Source organism: Kitasatospora sp. NPDC001119 (genome assembly GCF_053598475.1).
Genome location: NZ_JBSFKI010000024.1, coordinates 83,404 through 107,144, shown reverse-complemented (window position 1 = coordinate 107,144; position 23,741 = coordinate 83,404). Strand labels below are relative to the sequence as shown.

The window sequence follows — 23,741 nt, the reverse complement described above, 5'->3', positions numbered from 1 at the left end:
ATAGGCGCCGGGCGCCGGTGCGGACGCCGCCGCCGTCCCCCCGTTCGACCTCCGTAAGATCCTGGGCCCCGTCCGCACACCGGTCCGCACACCAGCGCGGGCCTCCGACGGCTCCCCGGTGGGCCGTCGGCGCGACGTTCGGCTTCCGTAAGGCTGCGGCACCACCGTCCCGGGCCGACACGCCCTTAGCATGGCCGACGTGACCTCCGCTACCCCTCGTTCGTCCGGTGTCGATGTCGTCCTGCCCTGCCTCGACGAGGCCGAGGCGCTGCCCTGGGTGCTCGGGCGCATCCCGCCCGGCTGGCGGGCCATCGTCGTGGACAACGGCTCGCGGGACGGCTCGGCCGAACTCGCCCGATCGCTCGGAGCGACCGTGGTCGAGGAGTCCCGGCGCGGGTTCGGCGCCGCCTGCCACGCCGGGCTCCTCGCCGCCACCGCCGAGCTGGTCTGCTTCCTGGACTGCGACGGCTCGCTCGACCCCGCCCAACTGCCCCGGGTCACCGCTCCGGTGACCGACGGCACGGCGGACCTCGTCCTCGGCCGCCGCCGGCCGGTGAGCACGGGCGCCTGGCCCCTGCACGCACGGCTCGCCAACACCGTGCTGGCCCGCCGGCTGCGGGCCCGCACCGGCGCCCCGCTGCACGACCTGGGCCCGATGCGGGCCGCCCGACGGGAACGCCTGCTGGCGCTCGGCCTGGGCGACCGCCGCTCCGGATACCCGCTGGAGATGGTGCTCGCCGCCTCGGCCGCCGGCATGCGGATCACCGAGACCTCCGTCGACTACCTGCCGCGCGCGGGCCGTTCGAAGGTCACCGGCACGGTGCGCGGCACCCGGCAGGCGATCCGGGACATGCGGGCCGTGCTCGCCGCCCCGCCGCCCACCCTGCTGGTCATCGCCAAGTCGCCCGTACCGGGCCGGGTGAAGACCCGGCTCACCCCGGCCTGCACGCCCCAGCAGGCGGCGGCGCTGGCCGAGGCCGCGCTCTCCGACACCCTGCACACCCTGGCCACCGTGCCGGCCGGGCGGCGCCTGCTGGTCCTGGACGGCGAGCCGGGCCGCTGGCTGCCGCCCGGGTGGCAGGTGCTTCCGCAGAGCGGCGGCGGACTGGACGCCCGGCTGGCGGCGGCCTTCGGCCACGCGGCCCGGCTGGCCCCGCACGCGCCCGCGCTGCTGGTCGGCATGGACACCCCGCAGCTCAGCGCGGCCACCCTGGCAGAGCCGCTCTCGCCGGCGGGCCGGGCCGGGGCCGACGCCTGGTACGGGCCCGCGACCGACGGCGGCTTCTGGGCCCTCGGCCTGGCCCGGCCGACCGAGGACCTCGCCCGCCGGCTCCTCCTCGGGGTCCCGATGTCGACCCCGAACACGGGGCGGGTGCTCCTCGACCGGCTCGGGGCGGCCGGCCTGACGGTGCGCACCCTGCCCGAAGCCACCGACGTGGACACCGTCGAGGACGCCCTGCTGGTCGCCTCCCAGGCGCCGCGGAGCCGGTTCGCCGCCCGCCTGCGCTCGTTCCGCACCGTCCCCGAGGTTGCGGGTTGACCGGCACCTCGACGGCATGGATCGACGACCCGTTCGCCGACGCCGTCCGCACCGGACGCGGTCCGCTGTGGCTGCGCGGCGACGACGGACGCCGGATCCCGCTCGACATCGAACGCTGGTGCGCACCGGCCGCCGGCGGCGACCACAGCCTCCTGATGCGCTGCTTCCACCTGTCGGCGCCGGTCGTGGACCTCGGCTGCGGACCCGGCCGGCTGGTCGCCGCGCTCCTCGCCGTGGGCGTCCCGGCCCTCGGCGTCGACGTCACCCCGGCGGCCGTCGCCCGCACCCTCGGCCTCGGCGGCGCGGCCCTGTGCCGCTCGGTGTTCGACCGGCTCCCCGCCGAGGGCCGCTGGGGTGCGGCCCTGCTGGCGGACGGCAACCTCGGCATCGGCGGGAACCCGGAGGCCCTGCTGCGCCGTGCGGCCGAACTCATCGCGCCGGACGGGCTGTTGCTGGTGGAGGTCGAGCCGCGCGAGGTCGATGAACGCGTCACCGTCCGGGTCGAGGGCCCGGACGGCCGGCTCGGCCCGCCCTTCGCCTGGGCACGCCTCGGCGCCAGGGCCGCCGTACGACGGGCCTACGGCGCCGGGCTCGTCGAGGCGGAACGCTGGACCTCCCACGGCCGACGCTTCCTCACCCTGCGCCGCCGCACCGCGCCCGCCCGCTGAGAACCAGTGACTGAGAACTCGTGATCGAACGAAGGGCAGCCACCCGTATGACCACCATCGAAGAGCGGATCATCAGCCACATCTCCGAGAAGCTGGGGCCGGGTCACGACATCGCCGCGGACACGGACCTCTCGTACGTGCTGGACTCCACGGCCGTTATGGAGGTGGTGGTGTGGATCGAGGAGGCGTTCGGCTTCTCGGCCGAACTCGACGAGATCAACCCCGACAACTTCGGCTCGCCCGCCCGCCTGGCCCAGTGGGTTCGCCGGAACGTCGGGGGCGCTGCCACCTAGCTCGGCCGCCGGTCAGTTCCCGGCCCCCGCCGCGGCGGCGACCCGCCCCGTACGGAGCTGGCGCAGCAGCGGGACCAGGAGGACGACGCACAGGGCCGTGCCGTAGGCGAACTGCTGCGCCACCGGGCCCTGCACCAGGTAGAGCGCCTGCCCGGCGGCCGGGACGGCCAGCCACTCCCAGCGGCCGTCGAGCGCCACCAGCGCGACCACCAGGAGCCCGTACCAGGGGTAGGAGGGCGCGACCAGCAGCAGCGCCGTGCCCGTCACCAGGAGCGCGCCGGCCCACGGCTCACTCCGGTCGCCCCGGCGGAGGACCCGGACCGCCACGGCCGCCAGGACGAACGCCGCCGCCCACGGTGCGAGGCGGTCGGACAGCACCAGCCTCAGCAGCCCGAACCGGTCGATGTGGCCCTGTTCGTAGCCCTCCTCCTTCAGGTAGCCCGGCAGGTAGCCGAGGACCGAGGTGCCCGAGGCCACGACGTACGGGAGGTAGGACAGGGCGAAGGCGCCGAGCGCGGATCCGACCAGCAGGACGTCCTTCCGGGAAGGGCGCCGGGCCGACAGGCCCGACAGCGCGCCGGGGAGGACGAGGGCCGGCAGCAGCTTGGTCGCGACCGCGCCGCCGAGGAGGAGCCCCCCTCGCACGGCCCTCCCGCGCGCCGCGCAGCCGAGCCCGGCGACCGTCAGCAGGGCTCCGAGCGTGTCCACGTGCGCGTCGTTGACCGCCCACACGGCCACGCCGGGGAACCACCCCCACAACGCGGCCCGCCACCGCTCCCGCCCCACCCTCAGCAGCAGGGCGGTCGTCGCCACCGCCAGCACCGCACCGCCGGCCTGCACCCCGCGGACCCCGCCGCCGAACGGGTGCACGACGACGAACCAGACCTGTGCCACCGGCGGATAGATGGTGTGCACGGCCGGCCGGTTGATCCGGGTGCAGTCCCCGGCCCTGGTGCGCCGCTCGTCCCAGCCCGTGCAGCCGTCACCGACCGGGAAGAGCCCCGGGTCACGCAACCGGGCCAGCGCCGGATCGTCCGGGGTGTGGGCGTAGGGCGAGATCCCGGCCGCCTGGACCCGGCCGTCCCAGACGTAGCGGTAGGCGTCGTCGCTGGTGCGGGGTGGGGCCAGCAGCCCGACGGCGGCGACGGCCACGGCGCCGGCCAGGACCAGCGGCGCGACCAGCCGGCTGGGCACCCTGCGCAGCAGCACCACCGCGACCGCGAAGAGGGCCGTGTCGAGGAGGTACCAGACGGCGAGCGGCACGAAGCCGCCGTCGGTGACGGTCAGTGCCAGAGCGCTGACCAGGGCCGCGAGCGCGAGCGCGCAGGACGGAACGGTACGGTCGATCATCCTGCCCAACCTCCCGGTGATGAAGTCTCGCGGCCCCGGCGTTCCCTCGCCGGGGTGGGGCGTCAGACGCCGGGGACCCCCGGAAGACCGGTCGTGAGACCGTCCAGGGCGTGCGGGCAGGGGCACTCGCGCACCAGCGGCAGCCGTTCCACCGCCTTGAACAGCACGGTGCGCAGCCGGTCGACGTTGCGGGCGAACTCCTTCAGCACCTCGCCGTGGGTGACGCCCGCGCCGCTCTCCACCCCGGCGTCGAGATCCGTGACCAGGGCCAGCGAGGCATAGCAGAGCCCGAGTTCACGGGCGAGGACGGCCTCCGGATGTCCCGTCATGCCGACCACCGACCAGCCGTTGGCGGTGAACCAGCGGGACTCGGCGCGGGTGGAGAAGCGCGGGCCCTCGATCACCACCAGCGTTCCGCCGTCGACGGGCTCCCAGGCCGCCTCCCGGGCGGCGTCCAGTGCCGCCTTCCGCCCCGCCGGGCAGTACGGGTCGGCCATGGACACGTGCACCACCTCCGGCACCGTGCCGTCCGGCAGCGGCAGGCCGTCGTAGAAGGTCTGCGGGCGCCCCGAGGTCCGGTCCACGAACTGGTCGGGCACCAGCAGCGTGCCCGGCCCGTACTCCGGGCGCAGCCCGCCCACCGCGCACGGCGCGACCACCTGCCGCACACCCAGCGTGTGCAGCGCCCACAGGTTGGCGCGGTAGTTGATCCGGTGCGGGGGAAGCCGGTGGCCGCGCCCGTGCCGGGGCAGGAACGCGACCCGGCGGCCGGCCGCCTCTCCCACGAACACCGCGTCGCTCGGTTCGCCGTACGGGGTGTCCACCCGTACCTCGGTCACGTCGTCCAGCAGCTCGTAGAGCCCGGAGCCACCGATGACGCCCACCTCGGCGCTCGGCGGGACGTCCTGGTCGACCGTCATCCCGGTCCACCTCTCTTCTCGGGAACAGCCTCCCGGCCAACTGTAGGAACGGACCGGGCCGGAACCGGGTCACCATGCCTTACGGATCACGAACGTCCCCGCGCCGCGGGCCCGCGGCGGGGCTTGTACGACCGTCGCCGCCGGGCCGTCGCGGCGAGCAGGCAGAGCGCCGAGACGGCGAAGACCGCCGCGGTCAGCAGCAGCCAGCGCCCGAGGAAGACGTCCGGGTCCAGGCCGGTGGCGGAGCGGTACCCGGGGACGCGACGCAGGACGAGCGGGTACCAGACGACCAGCAGCAGCAGCGAGAGGAAGGCGGGGACGCGGACGTAGTTGACCGCCGGCATCCGGTGCGTACCGCCCGCGGGAGCCTGGCGGACACCCGTCAGGGCCTGGGCGGCCCGGTCGGTGAGCGTGTAGAGCGGCAGCAGGACCAGGTCGTGGAGCAGCGCGGCCCCGACGAACCAGACCACGACGCCGAGCGGATCGCCCTTGAGGAGGCGGATCCCGGCGTACAGGGCCAGGGCGAAGGAACACAGGAGGAGGAGCAGGTGCAGGGGGGACGCGCCGTAGCGCTCGCGGAGGCCGCTGCGGCGCTTCATCCGGTGGCTCCGAAGGTGAGGCGGGTGACCCATTTGGTGTTGTGGACACCGGGGTTGGCGGGAACGATGATCCGGGCCGGGTAGCCGTGGTCGGGCGAGAGGTCGGCTCCGTTGACGCGCAGGGCCAGCAGGGAGCGGGCGTCGCGGACCTGGTTGTCGCGCAGGACGGTGGAGGAGAAGGACCCGCCGCGTTCGACGGATTCCACGAAGACGTCCGGTGGGCTGTCGGTCAGGCCGACGAGCGCGGCCAGCTCGGTCAGCCGGACGCCGGTCCAGTCCTGGTCGGGGGTGGACCATCCCTCGACGCAGGCGATGGGCAGGGCCGCGGTGGTCTGCGGCAGGCTCCTCAGCTGGTCCAGGGTGAGGACGGTTTCGCGGCCGGGGCCGCGGACGGTCAGCCGCCAGTCGGGGCCGATGTCGGCGGGGCGGATGCCGACGGCGGCGGCGGTCTTGTTGATCTGGAAACCGTTCGGGCCCTCGCCGGGCTCCTGGCCGTGCGGGGCGAGCAGCGCGGTCCTGCGCCACCATCCGCCGATGCTCTGACCGACCGTCACCGCGAACAGCGCGAGGGAGCCCGCGCCGACCAGCGCGAGGGCTCCGCGCCGGGAGAGGGTCGCGGGGGCGGGGCGCGGGGAGACCAGACCGGTGTCGTCTAGCGGGTCGGGCAGCGTGTCGGCGGCGCCGATGCGCAGTTCGGTGCGCAGGCGCCGGCTGCGCAGCGCCCGGACCATGACCGGGACGCGGAACACCACGTGGACGACGAAGGCGCCGATGAAGACCCAGGCACCGTAGTAGTGCAGGGTGTAGAAGGAGCCGGGAAAGATGTAGTGCAGCTGGATGTTGAGGACGCCGGTGGCGAACTCGAACAGCGCGCCGCCGACCAGGAGCAGCAGCGACAGGCGCTCGACCGCCTGGGCCGGCGAGCGGAGCGGCGGCCAGGCGAAGAGCTTGGGGATGACCGACCAGAGCTTGGCCAGCAGCACCGGGACCAGCACGATGCCGAGGGTCACGTGGATCCCCTGGTTCAACCGGTACAGCCAGCTGGGGCTGGTCGGCCAGGAGAAGAGGTAGAAGCCGAGCCAGCCCTTGTCCGGGGTCTGGTCGTTGACCGCGGCGAGGTCGGGGTTGTAGGCGGCGTAGGACAGCAGCCCGGTCACGAACACCACCGTGATCCCGGGCAGCAGCACCAGGCCGAACACCGAGGTGAGCCACGGGCCGCGCAAGGGGCTGCGCCAGAACTCCGGGCGCGCGGGCCCGGGCGGCGGGCCTGCGGCGAGCGCGGCACGCAGGCGGGATCCCCTGGGCTTGGGGGCTGTACGCGTCGGCGCGTGAGGGGCCGGTCGCCGTCCCTCCGCGGTGTGGTCGCGCGGCGGCGCCGGGGGCTGCTCGGGCCGCTCGGGCTGCTCGGGCTGCGGGAGCGGTGGCGGAGGTCCGGCGGCCGGCTTGCCCGCGGAGGGCTGCGGTGCCGGGGCCGGCCCGGGCTCCCGCTCGGGGCCGGGTTGGGGGCGGTGGGGTCCGTCGGCGTCGTCGTGGGCGTTCAGGGTGGCGCTCCTTCGCGGGTGCGTGCGGAGGCGGGTTGGCCGCGCTGACACGACCGTATGCCGCAGATCACCCATGAAGCAGCAATCAACTTATTACGGAATTTCAGGTCGCCGTCGGTCATCGAGGAAGCATCCGGCGGCTCGCCCCATGGATTTGACTACATGTCAGATCATCCTCAGTCGTGGCACCGTGACTCGGCCGTCCGAACCCCCGCGCCGGCAAGGCGCAGCAACCGGTCGCGGAGCGCCGCGGTCACGGGCGGACGGCGGCCGGGTCCAAGAGGGTCAGGACGCGGTCGGCGAGGTTGTCGATGCTGCCGGCGTTGACGACCTCGATGGTGGGGATGTCGACGCCCAGTTCGCCCTGGAGGGCGACGACCAGTTCGGTGGCCATGAGGGAGTCCAGGCCGAGCGTGTCGAGCCCCTGGGTCCGGTCGATGCGGTCGGGCGCTCGGTGGGTGATGCGGGCGACGAGGGTCGCGAGCAGGTCGGTGAGGTCGGCTGTGCCGGGAGCGGGTTCGCCGCCGGACCCGAGGGGGCGCCGGACGGCGTTCCGGACGGCGTCGGGTTCCTCGGCGGGCAGGACGGCGGTGAAGCGGGGTGCGCGTACCGTTGGCAGCAGCGTGGCGAGGCGGGCGAAGTCGAAGTGGCCGACCAGGACAACGGGTTCCCCGCCTTCCCCGTCTTCCCCGTGGCCGCCGTGCGGGCGCGTCATGAGGTCCTCCATCGCGGCGAGGATCCGGTCGGTGCGCATGGGCGCGAGGCCCATGCGTTCCAGGACCCGGCTGACTTCCTCGTCCGCCGCCAGGCCGACCTCGCCGATCAGGCCCCAGCCGATGGACAGACCTGGCAGGCCGGCGGCTCGGCGGGCGCGGACGACGCCCTCCATGGCGAGGTTGCCTGCGGCGTAGGCGGCCTGCGCACGGTGACCGACGGTGGCGGAGACGGAGGAGTGGACCACGAAGAAGTCCAGCGGGAGGCCGCGGCTGAGCCGGTCCAGGAGCAGGGCGCCGCGGAGTTTCGCCGCGAGGACCGATTCGACCGTCGCGTCGTCGAGTTCGGTGAGCAGCGCGTCGCGCACGTCGACGGCGGAGTGGACGATGCCGCGCAGCGGATGCCCGGTGGCCGCGATGCGGCGGACGACGTCGCCGAGGGCGTCGGGATCGGCGACGTCGGCGGCGTACGCCGTGGCGGTGGCGCCCTGGCGGGCCAGCGCGGCGAGCAGCTCGTCGGCGCCCGGTGTGGCGGCGCCGCGGCGGGAGACCAGGGCCAGGTGGCGGGCTCCGCGGTCGGCGAGGAACCGGGCGACCTCGGCGCCGAGACCGGTGAGTCCGCCGGTGATCAGGTAGCTGGCGGCGGGGTCGCAGGCCAGGCGCCGGGGAGGTGTGGTGAGGCGCGGCGCGGGGTCGAGGGCGATGACCACCTTGCCGACGTGGTGGGAGCGCCGCAACAGGGTGAACGCGTCCGCGACGTCCTCGGCGGGGTGGAGGTGGTGCGGCAGCGGGCGGTAGACCCCCTGGTGGACGCGCCGGGCGAGGTCGCCGAAGTGGCGGGCGGAGAGTTCCGGCTGCCGGGCGAACATCTGGAGGGCGTCGACGGCGTGGAACGACAGGTTGTTGCGGAAGGCCCGCAGCGCCAGTCGGCCTCCGGTGTGGATGTCGCGCTTGCCGAGTTCGACGCAGCGGCCGCCGGGCCGCAGCAGGTCGAGGTTGCGGGAGAGCGCCTCGCCCGCGAGGGAGTTGAGGACGACGTCGACGCCCTTCCCCTCGGTCAGCTCCATCACCTGGTCGGCGAAGGCGAGCGTGCGGGAGTCCAGGACGTGTTCGGCACCCAGCAGTTCCAGCAGCGTGCGCTTGGCGGGGCTGCCCGCGGTGGCGATGACCCGCGCTCCGACCTGCCGCGCGTACTGCAGGGCCGCGAGGCCCACACCACCGGCGGCGCCGTGCACCAGCAGCGTTTCGCCCGCTGTGAGGCGGGCCAGGTGCTCCAGGGAGTGCTGGACGGTGAAGAAGGCGACGGGCAGCGTCGCGGCCTCAGCAAACATCATGCCGTCGGGCATCCGCCCGGTGGCCGCCTCGGGTACGAGGAGGTGCGAGGCCAGCGCCCCGGGCGCGCAGGCGAAGACCCGCTCCCCCACCCGGAGGGTGGTTCCCTCCCCGGCCGCCGCGACGACGCCCGAGGCTTCCAGACCGAGCCGGTACTCGCCCGGGACGGCGGGCTCGGCGCCCGACGGCAGGGAACCGGTGGCCAGCAGCACGTCACGGAAGTTGAGCCCGGCCGCCCGGACCTCGATCACCACCTCACCGGGGCCCGGTGGCGGTGGCTCGGGGGCGGGGACCCAGTCGAGGGCGTGGCCGAGCCCCGGTCGGCGCAGGCGCAGACGGTAGGGGCGCCGACCCGCCGGGCCGGTCGGCGCGGGCAGTTCCCGCAGGCGCGGGACGAACCGGCCGGCGGGCCGCAGGACGATCTCGTCCTCCGCTCCGGACTGGAGCAACTCGTCGGCCAGCCGCCGCGCGTCGAGTCGGGGCGACGGCCCTGGCTCGAGGACCAGCCGCCGGACCGCCGGCCTGGGCTTCTCGTTGACGAGGGTGCGCGACACCGCCCACGGCACGCAGTCCGCCGGGAACAGCCGGGCACCTGGCGTCGGCAGCGCACCGGACGGGGGGCCGACCAGTAACAGCACGGGGTCGGCGGCGGGCGGGAGCACGGCGCAGGCCTCGGCCACGGCGCGCAGGACGGCGGTGCGGGTCACGGCGGTCGACAGTGCCTGCCGACCGGTGTCCTCCTCGCTGTCCGAGGTGGCACCGCTCGACGTGTCGCTGCCCGAGAGCAGGAGCACCAGGACGGGCCGCACGGGGTCGGCGCGGAGGCCGTCGAGCCAGTCGGCGGAGTCGGCGGTGGCCCGGACGACGGTGACGGGGCCGGTCTCGGCCGCGCGCAGTGCGGCGACGAGGGGTTCGGTGAGCGGGTCCTCGGGGTGCTCGGCCGCGATGACCCACGACGTCGCGGGACCCCGGCAAGCGGGTTGCTCCATGGCACCGGGTTGCTCCATGGCACCGGCTCCGGCCGTCGAGGTCGCGACCGTCGGGGGCACGGCGGTGACGGTGGGCGGCGCGAGTGGCTTCCCGCCCGGTACGGCGCCGCGCCGGGCGACGAGCACGGAGTAGTCGGCCTCTGGCGTACCGGCCCGCACCGCATCGACGCCGAGCCGGGCCGTGTCCGCGAAGCCGTGGGCGGTGAACAGGTCCTGCCACTGGGCGGCGGTCAGCAGCGGCGAATCGGGGCGCAGGTCGGGTTCGTCGGCGTTCCAGAAGCTCTTCAGGGGGCCGAAGCAGGGCAGGAGGCGGTCGAGGGCGTGGGTTTCGACGGCCACCAGGTGCCCGCCCTCGTCGAGCAGGCGGGCCACCCGCCCCGTGGTCTCGCGCAGCCGGGCGGTGGCGTGCAGGACGTTGCCGGCCACCACGAGGTCGTACGAACCCGGCTGGAATCCCTGGGATTCGGGGTCGCGGTCCAGGTCGAGCGGCCGGTAGGCGAGGGTGTCGTGGCCGGCGAAGCGGACGCGGGCGCGCGGGAGGAAGGCGTCGGACAGGTCGGTGAAGGTGTAGTGGGTGCGCTCCGGTGGCAGCGCGTCGAGGAGCGCGGCCGTCAGGCCTCCGGTGCCCGCGCCCACTTCCAGGACGCGCAGCGGGCGGTCGGCGGGCCAGTGCCGGACGAGCCGGCGGACGAGAGCGGCGGCCAGGGCGTTGCAGTGTCGGGTGACGGTGGTGCCGGAGTAGTAACTCTCCACCCAGTGACGGGTGTTCTCGTCGAACAGCACGGACACGGCGTCCCGCCGGCCGAGCAGCACGTCGGGCAGCACGGTGCCGCAGTGGGAGTGCAGCACCGCTTCCGTGGCGCACTGCGGATGTGCGCGCACCAGCTCGGCGAGGGCGCCGTGCGGATCGGGGCGCACCGCCGCCGCCCACGCTCCGTCCGCGTCGCGCCGCAGCACGCCCACGCGTTCGGCCTGGCGGAGTGAGGCGTGCAGCAGCCGGCGGTAGACCGGGAGCGCCCCGGCGGCGATCAGGCTCCCGGGGGTGTACGAGGTGGCGCCGGGGGCCACGGTGCGGGCGGCGCGGAGGGTGAAGTGCCCACTGAGCCGGTCGGCCAGCAGGGCGGCCCCGGCGTACCGGCGGGCGTCCCAGGCGGGGCCGTCCAGCGAGTGCCGGGCCGCACGGACCAGGTCGCGGAGGGCGGGCATGCCGGCCGGGGACGGGAGGGGTCCGCTGTGGCCGGGCGAGGCGCGCAGGACGGTGGCGAGGTGTGCCAGCGCGGTACGGGCGGCGTCGAAGCTGCGCAGCCGGCAGCCGTCCGCTTCGGCGGTGACCCGGCCCTGGTCATCCAGCAGCCGTACGTCCCAGCACACTTCGCGGGGCCCGGCGTCGCGGCGGAGTACCCGTACCCAGCCCTTGGCGGGTGCCTCCTCCCACACCCGCAGGGCCGCGACGGCCGAGGGGAGGAACAGGGCGTCGGGTGCCTCACCCCCTTGGGCGAGCAGGGGCGCACCGGCCTGGAGGGCACTGTCGAGCAGCACGGGGTGCAGGACGTACCCCCCGCCGCCGCCCGAAGCCCCACCCCTGTCCGGAGCCCCACCCCTGTCCGGAGCCCCGCCGCTGCCCGGAGCCTCGGCGGGTTCCGGGGCTTCCGGCAGCTCGTAGCGGGCCAGGACCTCGCCGTCCCCGACGTACAGGGCGGTGAGGGCGCGGAAGGCGGGGCCGTAGACGATGCCCGCGTCGGCGGCCCGGGCCCGGGCGTCGTCCGCGCGGAGCCTCGTGGGCAGGCGGTCCCGCAGCGCGCGGAGGTCCTCCGCCGCGGGCCGCTCCCGCAGGAGGCGGCGGACCACCGCGCGGGCGTGGGTGCGCCAGGGACCGGTGCCGTCGCGGCTCGCGATGCGCACCGTGCCGTCCGCCGTGTCCAGGGAGGTCTGCAGGCGGAGGTCCATGGCGGGGTTGTCGAACGGCAGGGTGAGCGCGCGTTCGACGGCGAGATCCTCCAACTGCACCGGGCCCTGGTGGTGGACCCGGCCGGCGCCCAGGGCGGCTTCGGCGAAGGCCGCGGCCGGGACGACGACGGCTCCGGTGACGACGTGGTCGGCGAGCCACCGGTGCCGGGTGGGGTCGATCCGCAGCTGCCACAACGGCTCGGCGTGGGCGGTGCGCTCGCCGAGCAGGGGGTGCTGGTGCCTTCCGTCGCCGCAGCCCCGTCCGAACCAGTCCGGAGCGCCGTGCCAGTGGCGCTCGCGCTGCCAGGGGCGGGTGGGCAGGCTGCGCACCCGGCCCGGCCCGGGGAAGAAGACGCCGGTGTCCGTGCGGGCGCCGGCGGCCAGCAGCGTGGCGACCGTCCGCTCGATGTCCTCGGCGCCGTCCCGGTCCCGTGAGAGGGAGGGCAGGACCAGGACGGGGGCCGTGCCGTCGGCGCCGAGGGTGCGGCGCAGGTAGTGGCCGAGGACGGGATGCGGGCCGATCTCGACGAAGGCGTCGCAGCCGCCCGCCGCCAACGCCCTGACCGCGGGCGGCAGTTGCACGGGTCGGCGGACATTCTCCCACCAGTACCGCGCCGTCAGGTCCTCGCCCCGCCGGAGGGCGCCGGTCACCGTGGAGGCGAACGCCACCGTCGCTGGGCCCGGGCGCAGCCCGTCCAGGGCGGCGCGCAGGTCCGCTTCGACCGGGTCCATCCGGGCGGTGTGGAAGGCGTGGTCGAGATCGAGCCGTTGGAAGTGGACGCCGCGCTCGGCCAGCCGACGGGCCAGCCGGACGAGGGCGGCCTCGTCTCCGGCGACCGTCACGTCCTGCGGGCTGTTGACGGCGGCCAGCTCCAGCGCGTCGCCGAAGGCCGCCAGTTCCTCCCGGGCCTGGTCGGGGGGCAGGCCCACGGCCGCCATGCGCCCGCTGCCGGCCGTGCGGGCCTGCACGCGGCTGCGGTGGGCGATCACCTGCGCGGCGGCGGCCAGGTCGAGGGCACCGCACGCGTGGGCGGCGGCGACCTCACCGACGCTGTGCCCGGCCACGGCGGCCGGGCGCACCCCGTACGCCGCCAGTGCGGCCGTGAGCCCCACCTGCACGGTGAACAGCAGCGGCTGTGCCACCTCCGTCCGTGCCAGCCGGGCGGCGTCGGTGCCGTGCGTCAGTTCCTCGCGGACGGACCAGCCGAGGAGCGGGGACAGCACCGCGTCGACCTCGCCGACGGCGTGCCGGAAGGCCTCCGTCCCTGAGGGGCTGCCGCTCGCGCCTCCTGCTGCCGGGGAGGTCAGCAACCGGCGTCCCATGCCGGCCCACTGGGCGCCGTTGCCGCTGTAGACGAAGCCGATCGCACCGCTCGCCAGGACCGGCACCGGCGGGGCGTCGGCCACGGCGCGCAGCCGGGCGGCGGCGGTCCGGGCGTCGGAGGCGATCACGGCGGCGCGGAAGGCTTGCCTGCCGCGCCGGTTGAGCGTGGTGTGGGCGACGTCGTGGAACACGTGGCCGTCCGCGGCCGTGGCGTCGAGGTGGTCGGCGAGTTCGGTGGCGGCCGCGGCGAGGGCGGCGGGGCCGCGCGCGCTGACCAGGACGGGGCGGGATCCGGCGGGCGGAGCGCCGCGAGGGGCCGCCTCGGGCGCGGGGGCGAGGACGGCGTGGGCGTTGGAGCCGCCGAACCCGAAGGAGTTCACGCCGACCAGTCCGCCCGGGCCCGGGGGCAGCGGCAGGGCGGCGGGCACGGGCAGCAGGCCCAGCCGGGCGAAGTCGACGGCCGACGTGACGGGCAGGCCGTGCAGGGACGGCGGGATGACGCGGTGCCGCAGGACGAGCACCGCCTTGAGCAGCCCCGCCAGCCCCGAAGCGGACTCCAGGTGCCCCAGGTTGGTCTTGACCGACCCGATCGGCAGCGGCCTGCCCGGCGCGCACCTGCCGACCAGCGCCGCCGCGACGGCTTCCAGCTCCAGGGGGTCGCCCACCGGGGTGCCGGTGCCGTGCGCCTCCAGGTACACCAGCTCGCGGGCGTCCGGGCCGGGCCCGCCGTACACCTGGCGCAGCAGGGCGGCCTGCGCCTGGGCGCTCGGCTGGGCCAGTCCCGCGGTGCGGCCGTCGCTGTTGACGCCGGTGGCCGCGATCACGGCGTGGACGCGGTCGCCCTCGGCGATCGCCCGATCGAGCGGTTTGAGGACGAGCACCACCCCGCCCTCGGCCCGGACGAACCCGTCGGCGGCCGCGGAGAAGGCCCGGCAGCGGCCGGTGGGCGAGAGCATCGCGGCCTTGGAGAATCCGACGAACTCGTGTGGACCGATGAGGACGTTGACCCCGGCCGAGAGGGCCAGCTCCCCGCCGGACGCGAGGAACCCGCAGGCCTGGTGGAGGGCGGTCAGGCTGGACGAACAGGCGGTGTCCACGGCCAGGCTGGGACCGCGCAGGTCGAGGGCGTGCGAGAGCCTGCCCGCGGTGTTGCCGCTCGCCAGGCCGGTCATGGTGTGCCGGTCGACCGTCTCCAGCCGGCTGAGCTGGAGGTTGCCGTAGGCGTGGTTGGACACCCCGACGAAGACCCCGGCGCCGGAGCCGGCCAGCGCCGCCGGGTCGAGGCCGGCGTCGTCCAGGCCCTCGACGGCCAGCTCCAGCAGCAGCCGCTGCTGGGGATCCATCCGGGCCGCCTCGCGCGGGGAGATCGAGAAGTACTCCGCGTCGAAGCCCGCGATGTCGTCGAGCACCCCGGCCGCCGCCGTGTAACTCCGGCCCGGGCGACGCGGATCGGGATCCGTGAACTCCCGCGCGTCGAAGCGCTCGGCAGGCATCCGGGTGACCACGTCCCGGCCCTCGATCAGGGCCGACCACAGCGAACCGAGGTCGTTCAGGCCGCCCGGGAGGCGGCAGGAGACGCCGATGACCGCCACGTCCCGCGCCTGGACGCCGCCACCGCCGCGGACGTTCTCCGTACTCCGCACAACCGCCTCCTTCCCACCCTGACCAGGCCTTTCCGCCCGATCCTGCCCAGCCCGGGCGCGGGGACACGTCGAAGTCCTGCGGTTACCACGATCGGGTGGTTCCGGCTATCGGTGTGCCCCGTCCGGGGAAGGCTGCCTCACCGGAACGGGTGCGCATGGGGAGGGAGGGTTCCGTGGGGGGCAGGATGCTCGGCGACGGCCCGCTGTGGGAGCTGTCGGCCGGAGGGGGATGGACCGAGGCGGAGGTCGCCGTCCTGCTGCTTCCCGGGGTGGGCGGCGGCTTCACCGACTTCTCCCTGTGGCCGCGTCATCTCACCTCGAAAGTACGGGCGTTGACCGCCCGCTACCCCGGCCGGAAGGCCGACCCGGGCGCCCCCGGCCTCGCCGGCCTCGCCGCCGAACTGGCCGACGCCGTGGCCCGCTACACGACGGAGCCCCTGGTGATCCTCGGGCACAGCATGGGAGCCGTCATCGGCTACGAGGTCGCGTGGTGCCTCCAGCAGCGCGGCCGGCCCGCCCTCGCCCTGCACGTGTGCGCCGCGTTCTCGCCGCCGGAGTACGCCGCCTTCGACGTGGCCGGCCGGTCCCTGACCGACCACGCCCTGACCGAGCTCACCGCCACCCTCGCCATTCCACTGCCCGCCGAGGATCGCGAGGCGGACCGACGCGAAGCGCTACGGGCCGTCCGCGCCGACCTCACCCTGATCGACACCTACGCGTACGGCCCGCGCCCCAGGCCCCTGGAGTACCCCGTCACCGTGTGGACGGCCCGCGACGACGCGATCGTCCCGGCCGCCTCCGTACCACGCTGGCAGCCGATGACCCGTCACCCCCTCACTCACCACGTCCTCCCCGTCCCCCACCACTTCCTCGCCTCCCCACAGGCCGTCGAACCGATCACCCGCGCCCTGCGCGAGGGCCTGCGACGCCTTCACTAGCCGGACGGTCGCGTGGCGCCCCCCGGTCGTGCGAGACGTCCAGGGCCCGGGCGGCCGAGCCCTGCCGGTACCACCCGGGCGAAACACCTCCTCTCCGCCCGGTCGGCTTCGGGACCCTGTCAGCCGGTCATTTGAGTTCGACGAAGATGATGTGGGTGTCCGTCGTCCCGATGTTCTCGCCGACGTGGGTCCGGGCCGGTAGCCAGTTCGCCTCAGGTGCCCGTTTCCGTTCGACCTCGACCACAGTGTCGCCCTCGGTCATGCGGCGTCGGAAGGTGCTCAGGACGACCATGACGCTGTCGGGGTGGTAGTGGAGCCCGGTCTTGACCCCCGGGGTGTCGCGGTACTCGAGCACCCGGACGCGCGCGTTCTCGAAGACGATGCGGTAGAGGTCAGGGTCGGTGACGGTGGGGTCCTGGTCCTCGGCATCTCCTTGGCCCGTCATACGGCGGCAGCCGCCTCGATGGCCGGCGCCGGATCGGCGCCGCGTCGTCCGGGCAGGCTGTCGGGCCCCCGGGGACCCGTGGAAGCGGGAGCCTGGGCGGTGCTCTGCGTCATGCTGGGCCTTTCGACTTGAGGGAGAACAACCGGCCGTAGGCGGCCGGCGACGGCGGCGAACGGGGCGATGACGACCCGCGGCGGACCGCCACGCGCGACGACAACCCCGGGCCTCCGACACTGCCGCGATCAAGAACGAGGCGCAGCCCGACGCCGCCAACCGGCCCCAACCCGCGATTGCGCCGAACGTGGACGTACTGGTCCTACAACCCCTGGTCAGCCGGATGAAACCGTTGCTCAGACAGGGCCGCACGAACCCGTACGGGTGACTGCGCTCAGCGCCTCCACCAGCTCCTACGCGACCCTGACCACGTACTTGCCCCGGACGCCGCCCGCCTCCAGCGCCCGGTGTGCCGCCGCCGTCTCCTCCAGGGGGAAGACCGTGTCCACCGCGGGGCGCAGCTTGCCCTCGGCCACGTGGCGGGCGAGGTCGTCGAAGTCCGCCCGCTTGGGGTCGCCGCTGAAGAAGCGGACCCGGCGGTGTCCGTGGACCGTGCTGGCCGCGACGTAGCCGAACGTCGCGGCGGGCCGTTTCGGGTCGAAGGCGAGGGCGACCATGCGCCCGCCGGGGGTCAGCAGGCGCCGGAAGGCCCGCAGGTCGGTCCCCACGGCGTCCAGGAGCACGTCGAAGCGGCCCAACTCAGCCGAGCGCACGGTCCGGTGGTCGACGGCCCGGTGCGCGCCGAGCCCGCGGACGAAGTCGAGGCTCGCCGCGCGGGCGAGGGCCGTGACCTCGGCGCCGTACGCCCGTCCGAGCTGGACGGCGGCGTTGCCGACACCGCCCGCCGCGCCCCGGACGAGGAGTCGTTCACCGGGGCGCAGCCCGGCCTTGTCCCGCAGCGCGGTGATGACGGCGGTGGCCACCGGCAGCGCGGCGGCGTCCACCGGGTCGAGTCCGTCGGGGAGCCGGCCGACCCGCTCGACGGGCACGGTGACGTACTCGGCGGCGCTGCCGAACCCGGAGGTGCGGCCCAGGACTCCCCAGACGCGGTCGCCGGCCGCCAACCGGGTGGCTCCGGCTCCCGGTGCGGCGACCTCGCCGGTGAAGTCCAGGCCGACGCGCTTGGGGAACGTCCGGCCGCTCAGGAGGCGGAGACGGCCGGAGCGGACGGCCAGTTCGCCGCCGTTGACGCTGAACGCGCGCACCTTCACGAGGACCTCGCCGCGGGCCGGCTCGGGGCGTGGCACGCGGCCCGTGTAGAGCACGCCGGGGCCGCCGTAGCGGTCGTAGAGCACTGCCTTCATCATGTGGTCGTTCATCGTTCCGCCTTGCCGCCGGGGGCCGTAGGGATCTGGCAGCGACCGTAGGCTCTCAAGTGGACGCAATCGTCCGTTTCGACCGGAAGCGAGAGACAGTGATGGCGGAATCCTCTCGGATCACAGCCCGGGACGGGGTGCGGGCGGACGCCCGGCGCAACCGGCAGCGCGTCCTCGTCGCCGCCCGTGCGGTCTTCGCTGAGCACGGGATCGATGCCCCGATGGCGACCGTGGCCCGTCGGGCCGGGGTCGGCGTGGCGACGCTGTACCGGCACTTCCCGACCCGGGACGCCCTGGTGCGGGGCGCGTTCGCGCAGCAGATGGAGACCTGCTCGCGGGCGCTCACCGAGGCGCTGGCCGCCCCCGACCCGTGGCAGGGCTTCCAGCAGCTGGTCGAGACGGTCTGCGCCCTGCAACGGGAGGAGCGCGGGTTCCCGGCCGCGTTCGTCACGGCCTTCCCGGACAGCACGCCGGAGCACGCGCGGTCCCGGCAACGAGCCGAGCGGGACCTCACGACCCTGGTGCGCAGGGCCCAGGCCTCGGGCGCGCTGCGGGCCGATTTCCATCCTTCCGACCTCGCCGTGGTCCTGCTGGCACACTGCGCCCTGGTGACCGCCCTGCCGGACGACGGTGCGGCGTCCCGGCGCCTGGTGGCCTACCTGCTCCAGTCGTTCCGCGCCGACGCGGCCAGCGGACCGCTGCCTCCGCCGGCCGCACTGACACTGCGCAACCTCCCGATGGCAACGGACAGTTCGCAGCGGCAGCGGCACCCCAGGGGCTGACACGAGACGGCACCCGCACCTCCACCGGCAACCAGGATCTGTCTGGCCGTCAGCAGGCGCCGGCCCGCTCGCCGGGCCGGCGCCTGCCGCCGGATCCCGGCCGCCCACCAACCGACTGCGGGTCATGATCCTCTCCGCGTGGGCGACTTCAGGCCACCCCCCACCGAACCACGCCTCACCCCTCTAAGGCATGTGACATGTCACGCCCTATTGATGGCGCGTCGGACCACGTGAGAGCATGCGTCGACGCGCCCCAGCCGCCTCCCCTTCCCCCGCCTGCTGAGCGCTCGTCTGCCTCCCCCCACTAAGGAACGACGTTGCGCCTGCCCTCACGCATGCCCAGACTGCTCGCCGCGATCGCGGCGAGCACCACCCTCCTCGGCCTGGCCGCCGGCCCCAGCCTGGCTGCCGCCCCCACCCCCACAACCACCCCCAGCACCCGGCAGGCCCCTGGCAGCCTCCTGCCGCCCACCGACGTTCCCGGGACGGACTCCTCGGAGCACGACGCACCGCAGAGCCGCCGACTGACGCCCGATCAGCTCCCGCTGCCCGGCGTTCCCGTGTCGCCCGAGCCCGCTTCCTCCGGAACGGCTTCGGCCAAGGCCTCGCCGCAGACGCTGTCCGCGGCTCCGGCAGCCGTCCAGTCGTGCACCCCGGCCGACTTCAGCGGCCGCTCCGGGACGGCCCTCGTCGCCTTCGTCAAGGCCTCGAAGCCCGAGTGCATCGGTTCGCTGTTCTACGCCTCCGGTTCGGAGGCGGTCAGCGTGTTCCGCCAGGGCCAGATGGCGACGGTCGCCGACGCCTTCCGGGACGCCGCCGCCACCTACCCGGGTGACAACTCGACGAGTGCGTGGCAGCTCGTCCTGTTCCTGCGCGCGGGCTACTACGTGCAGTCCAACGACCCCGCGCACATCCCCGGCTTCGACAGCACGCTCACCGAGGCCGTGGCACGCGGCATCGACGCGTTCGTCGCGGGCCCGCACTTCACCGACGTGACCGACGCGCACGGTCAGATCGCGAACGACGTCGTCATCCTCACCGACAGCGCCAAGCTGCAGGCCCGCTACCTGAACACCTACAAGCGGGTACTGAACGGCTACGACCGCTCGTACGACGGCTCCAGGAACATGGTCACCTTCGTCAACAGCGTCTTCACCCCGCTGGACCGCGGCCACGACAAGAACCCGGACTTCCTCGCCGCCGTCGCCGCCGACCCGAGCATCATCGACACCCTGAACGATTTCACCCTCAAGCACCGGGACCTACTCGGCACCGACAACGCGGTCCTGGACGCCAACGCCGGCCGCGTGCTCACCCGCTTCGTCAAGTACCCGGCCTTCCAGGGCAAGGTGCGGCCGCTGGTCAAGTCCCTGCTCGACGGATCGTCGATCACCGGCCCGACCGCCCCGCTGTGGGTCGCCACCGCCGCCATGGCCGACTACCTCGACCCGGACCAGTGCTCCACCTACGGCACCTGCGACCTGAACAAGCGGCTGATCGCCGCCTCGCTGCCGGTCCGCCACACCTGCGACGCCACCCGCACCATCCTGGCCCAGGACCTCACCCCGGCCGAACTCGCCGCCGTCTGCACCGATCTCAGGGGCGAGGACGCGTTCTTCCACAACCTCGTCCGCGACAACGGCCCCATACCCGGCCAGTACGAATCGTCCGTGCAGATCGTGGTCTTCTCCGGCAAGGCGGACTACCAGACCTACGCCGGGGCGATCTACGGCGCCAACACCAACAACGGCGGCATCACCCTCACCGGGACACCGACCGACCCGGCCAACCAGCCCGTCACCATCATGTACCGGCACCCCACCGACAACGGCTTCACCGCCCGGATCTGGAACCTCAACCACGAGTACGCCCACGTCCTGGACGCCCGCTACAACCTCAAGGGCGGCTTCGACCAGCAGACGAGTGTCCCCGACCTGTGGTGGATCGAGGGCGTCGCCGAGTACGTCTCCTACACGTATCGCGGCGTCACCGACACCAACGCGGTGACCCAGGCCCCCAAGCACACCTACCCGCTCAGCACCCTGTTCCAGAGCACCTACCGCAACAGCGACCTCGTCCGTACCTACCACTGGGGCTACCTCGCCGTGCGCCACATGGTCGAGCGGTACCCGAGCGTCATCCAGGGCATGCTCTACTACTTCCGCGCCGGCAACTACGCCCAGGGCTACGCCTACTACAACGCCATCGGCACCCTCTACGACGCGGGCTTCAGGACCTGGCTCGACACCTGCGCCGCCGACACCTGTCTGAGCGCGGGCACGCCGACCGCCGCCTTCGACGCGACCGTCTCCGGCCTGACCGCGCAGCTGACCGACCGCTCCACCGAGACCGGCGGAAAGGGCGGCATCGCCTCCCGGGCCTGGGACTTCGGCGACGGCACCACCTCCGCGGAGAGCACCCCGTGGAAGACGTACACCGCGCCCGGCACCTACACCGTCACCCTGACCGTCACCGACACCAACGGGAAGACCGCCGGCACCAGCAAGCCCGTCACCGTCACCACCCCCGCCGCCCCCACCGCCTGCACCGGCAGTGACCCGCGGGCCATGGACCGCAACTGCTTCCGCACCGACCGGTCCGCCGCCGAGGGCGAGCAGGACAAGCTGTACATCTTCATGCCCGCCGGCACCGTCACCCTGAACGTCAGCACGGCCGGCGGCACCGGCACCGCCCACCTGTACTACAACGCCGACGCCTGGGCCTCGAACACGGCCTACACCGCCTCCTCGACCAAGAACGGCGCCGACCAGAGCATCACCGTCACCAACACCACCGCCGGATACCGGTACATCACCCTCTACGGCAAGACCGCGTTCAGCGGGGTCACCGTCACCACCCGGTACTGACCCGCACACCGGCGCGAGCAATCCGCTGCGGCCCCGGACGGGGGCGTTCGCAGACCGACAACCCGTCGGCGCGCGAACGCCCCCGCCGTCCGGCACGAGCCTCGGTCCCCTCCCCTGGCAGCGACGAGCCGCCCCGGCCCTACGGGGTCCGACGCTCCACGCCGTCGAGCAGCAGACCGAGCCCCAGCTCGAACCCGCGGTCGTCGAGGCCCGTGGCACCGCCGCCGCGGGCGAAGGAGCTGTCCAGGGCGTCCGCGAGCGCCGGGTACTCCGGCCGGTACTCGGCCGGTGCCCGGGTGAATCCGGCCGCGAAGGTCTCCACCGCGGAGCCGAGTACCAGGTAGTCCACCGCCGCGGCGACCTCCGCCGCGTCCGCGGGGCCGAGGCCGGCCCGGCCGAGGAGGGCGAGCAGCCCGTTGTAGCCGCGCAGCGCGCTGGCCGCTTCGACGCGGCGGCGGGCGAGCAGGGCGATGGCGTTCGGGTGCCTGAGGAAGACCGCGCGGTAGCCGCGCGCGTACGCCGCGAGGCCGGCCCGCCAGTCGGGATCGCCCAGCGGCGTGTGGTCGATCTCGTCGTTGACCAGCCCGGAGACCGCGTCGACCAGCTCGTCCTTGCTCTGGATGTGGTTGTAGAGCGAGGCCGCCTTGACCCCGAGCCGCTCCGCCAGCGCCCGCATGGTCAGGCCGTCGGGGCCGTCCTCGTCCACCACCTGGAGCGCGGCGAGCGCGATCCGCTCGCGGGTCAGCACTGCCCTGCTCGGTCGGCCCACCGAAAAATCCCCTCTTCCGCTCTCCGTGTCCGGAGGCTATCGTGCCAGACCGACAGCAGTTGCTAACAAAGTTAGTTTTATCTGGAAGGCGCAGCCCGTGGCCGAGACCACCCCGACCGATGCCGACCGGCTGGCCACGCTCGGCTACCAGCAGGAGCTGCGGCGCAGCCTGACCGTGCTCGGAAACATCTCCATGGGCTTCGCCGTCGTCTCCCCCGTCGTGGGGCTGTACGCCGCCGTGCAGGTCGGCATGAGCGTCGCGGGCGGGGCCTGGGTCTGGGCGCTGCCGCTGTGTCTGCTCGGGCAGTGCCTGGTCGTCGCCGTCTACTCCGAGCTCGCCTCGCAGTGGCCGCTGGCCGGCGGCGCCTACCAGTGGAGCAGACGCCTGGCCAGACCGGCCGTCGCCTGGCTGAGCGGCTGGATGTGGCAGTTCGCCGTGATGTTCGGCAACACCACCGTCGCCTACCTCGCCTCGCCCTGGCTCTTCGCGCTCTTCGGCACCGTCCCGACGCCCGCCGAACAGGTCCTCGTCTCGGCCGGCTTCATCCTCTGCTGCACCCTGGTCAACGCCTACGGCATCAACTTCCTGCGCTGGTTCGTCGGCCTGGGCATCGCCGCCGAAGCCGTCGCCTCCGTCCTGGTCGGCCTCACCCTGCTGCTGGTCTTCCGGCAGCACGGCCTCTCCCTGCTCACCGACTTCCTGAACGCGCCGAAGGGGCTGGGCATCAGCGACACCGGTGCCCTGCTCGCCGCCGTGGCCGTCGCCGGCTGGGCCTTCATGGGCTTCGACGCCTGCGTGTCGACCGCCGAGGAGACCAAGGACGCCGCCCGACAGGTCCCCAGGGCGATGTGGTGGTCGCTGCTCAGCGTCGGACTCGTCGTCATCCTCAACGCGGTCTCCGTCGAACTCGCCCACCCCGACCCCGCCGACGTCGTCGCGGTCAAGGACCTCGACCCGGTCACCACCGCCGTCACCCACGCCTTCGGCGGCTGGGCCGAGAAGCCCTTCGTCCTCGTCGTCCTGATCAGCTTCACCGCCTGCCTGATGGCCTCCCAGGGCGGCGCCGCCCGCGGCCTCTACTCCCTCGCCCGCGACGACGTCTTCCCCTTCTCCCGCCACGTCCGCAAGGTCAACCGGCACCAGGCACCGATCGGCGGCCTCGTCGCCGCCACGGCGGTCAGCTGCGCCGCGCTGGTGCTCGGCCTCAACACCTCGGCCATCGGCAGCCTGATCACCTTCGGCAGCGCCGCCATCTTCGTGCCGTTCTTCATCCTCGCCCTCGTCGCCCTCGTCGCCCGCCTGCGCGGCACCTGGACGCCCGCCGGAGCGGTCGGCTACGGACGCCTCGGCACCCCGCTCAACGTCCTCGCGGTGCTGTGGACCGGCTTCGAGCTGGTCAACATCTGCTGGCCGCGCGCCATCCTCGCCCCGGCCGGAGCGCCCTGGTACCAGATCTGGGCGGCGCCGCTCGGCGTCGGCACCGTCACCCTCGCCGGCCTCGCCTACCTGCTGGCCCGCCGCCCCGACCGCCGCATGACCGACACCGACCAGGAGCACCCGCACACCGCCGAACTCGCCCCCGCCGTCCTGTAGCCGGCGTCGGCCCGGGCGGCACCGCTCGGCCGACGCGTGCGAAGCTGCATCCCACCCCCCCGGGCGGGGTCACGTCCCACCAGCGGCCCAGCGCCGCACCTTCGAGGCCCGACACCT

15 protein-coding genes and 1 pseudogene are annotated in these 23,741 nt (G+C 74.3%); 8 read left to right on the top strand and 8 right to left on the bottom strand.

What is annotated here, in order from left to right; all coding sequences use genetic code 11:
• Window positions 1-190: 190 nt before the first annotated feature.
• The 4 genes and pseudogenes from ACWDD9_RS27775 to ACWDD9_RS27760 form a co-directional block, all read left to right on the top strand.
• Window positions 191-883: pseudogene (locus ACWDD9_RS27775) on the top strand (glycosyltransferase family 2 protein); the annotation flags it as partial.
• Window positions 860-1,540 (top strand): TIGR04282 family arsenosugar biosynthesis glycosyltransferase, encoded by a 681-nt coding sequence (locus ACWDD9_RS27770; RefSeq protein WP_449813047.1) that lies wholly within the window; start codon window positions 860-862, stop codon window positions 1,538-1,540. The pseudogene ACWDD9_RS27775 and the gene ACWDD9_RS27770, both read left to right, overlap by 24 nt.
• On the top strand, window positions 1,537-2,208 hold the full coding sequence (locus ACWDD9_RS27765; RefSeq protein ID WP_380742561.1) for a methyltransferase domain-containing protein: 672 nt from the start codon (window positions 1,537-1,539) through the stop codon (window positions 2,206-2,208). The genes ACWDD9_RS27770 and ACWDD9_RS27765 overlap by 4 nt, the downstream gene beginning before the upstream one ends.
• 47 nt (window positions 2,209-2,255) lie before the next feature.
• Entirely contained in the window at window positions 2,256-2,501 is a 246-nt protein-coding gene (locus ACWDD9_RS27760) for an acyl carrier protein (RefSeq protein WP_387973218.1), read from the top strand.
• A gap of 12 nt (window positions 2,502-2,513) precedes the next feature.
• Here ACWDD9_RS27760 and ACWDD9_RS27755 read toward each other — a convergent pair whose 3' ends face one another.
• From ACWDD9_RS27755 to ACWDD9_RS27735, 5 genes are all read right to left on the bottom strand, one after another.
• Entirely contained in the window at window positions 2,514-3,851 is a 1,338-nt protein-coding gene (locus ACWDD9_RS27755; protein WP_449813020.1) for a glycosyltransferase 87 family protein, read from the bottom strand.
• A gap of 62 nt (window positions 3,852-3,913) precedes the next feature.
• Window positions 3,914-4,771 carry an S-methyl-5'-thioadenosine phosphorylase gene (locus ACWDD9_RS27750; RefSeq protein WP_049658829.1) on the bottom strand — a complete coding sequence of 286 codons (858 nt, stop codon included), beginning with the start codon at window positions 4,769-4,771 and terminating at the stop codon, window positions 3,914-3,916.
• Between the two features lie 86 nt (window positions 4,772-4,857).
• Window positions 4,858-5,370 carry a hypothetical protein gene (locus tag ACWDD9_RS27745; protein WP_449813019.1) on the bottom strand — a complete coding sequence of 171 codons (513 nt, stop codon included), beginning with the start codon at window positions 5,368-5,370 and terminating at the stop codon, window positions 4,858-4,860.
• Window positions 5,367-6,659 (bottom strand): molybdopterin-dependent oxidoreductase, encoded by a 1,293-nt coding sequence (locus ACWDD9_RS27740; protein WP_449813046.1) that lies wholly within the window; start codon window positions 6,657-6,659, stop codon window positions 5,367-5,369. The genes ACWDD9_RS27745 and ACWDD9_RS27740 overlap by 4 nt, the downstream gene beginning before the upstream one ends.
• A gap of 505 nt (window positions 6,660-7,164) precedes the next feature.
• Window positions 7,165-14,859, bottom strand: coding sequence for an SDR family NAD(P)-dependent oxidoreductase (locus ACWDD9_RS27735; protein ID WP_449813018.1), 7,695 nt, complete (start codon window positions 14,857-14,859; stop codon window positions 7,165-7,167).
• Between the two features lie 173 nt (window positions 14,860-15,032).
• Here ACWDD9_RS27735 and ACWDD9_RS27730 point away from each other — a divergent pair, with 173 nt between their 5' ends.
• Entirely contained in the window at window positions 15,033-15,797 is a 765-nt protein-coding gene (locus ACWDD9_RS27730; protein WP_449813017.1) for a thioesterase II family protein, read from the top strand.
• A gap of 127 nt (window positions 15,798-15,924) precedes the next feature.
• On the opposite strand, the gene ACWDD9_RS27725 is transcribed toward ACWDD9_RS27730, so the two are convergent.
• Window positions 15,925-16,242 carry a cupin domain-containing protein gene (locus ACWDD9_RS27725; protein WP_074003360.1) on the bottom strand — a complete coding sequence of 106 codons (318 nt, stop codon included), beginning with the start codon at window positions 16,240-16,242 and terminating at the stop codon, window positions 15,925-15,927.
• Between the two features lie 407 nt (window positions 16,243-16,649).
• Window positions 16,650-17,615 (bottom strand): NAD(P)-dependent alcohol dehydrogenase, encoded by a 966-nt coding sequence (locus ACWDD9_RS27720; protein WP_449813016.1) that lies wholly within the window; start codon window positions 17,613-17,615, stop codon window positions 16,650-16,652.
• A 98-nt stretch (window positions 17,616-17,713) separates the two neighbouring features.
• Between ACWDD9_RS27720 and ACWDD9_RS27715 the strand changes: the two genes are divergently transcribed.
• Entirely contained in the window at window positions 17,714-18,394 is a 681-nt protein-coding gene (locus tag ACWDD9_RS27715; protein WP_449813015.1) for a TetR/AcrR family transcriptional regulator, read from the top strand.
• A 335-nt stretch (window positions 18,395-18,729) separates the two neighbouring features.
• The gene (locus ACWDD9_RS27710) at window positions 18,730-21,261 is read left to right on the top strand and encodes a collagenase (RefSeq protein WP_449813014.1); all 2,532 of its coding nucleotides are present in this window, start codon (window positions 18,730-18,732) and stop codon (window positions 21,259-21,261) included.
• 139 nt (window positions 21,262-21,400) lie between these two features.
• Here the strand turns inward: ACWDD9_RS27710 and ACWDD9_RS27705 are convergent, their stop codons facing one another.
• Complete coding sequence (locus ACWDD9_RS27705; RefSeq protein ID WP_074003363.1) at window positions 21,401-22,030, bottom strand: TetR/AcrR family transcriptional regulator; 630 nt, start codon at window positions 22,028-22,030, stop codon at window positions 21,401-21,403.
• A gap of 97 nt (window positions 22,031-22,127) precedes the next feature.
• Here ACWDD9_RS27705 and ACWDD9_RS27700 point away from each other — a divergent pair, with 97 nt between their 5' ends.
• Entirely contained in the window at window positions 22,128-23,624 is a 1,497-nt protein-coding gene (locus ACWDD9_RS27700) for an APC family permease (RefSeq protein WP_380777169.1), read from the top strand.
• Window positions 23,625-23,741 lie beyond the last annotated feature (117 nt).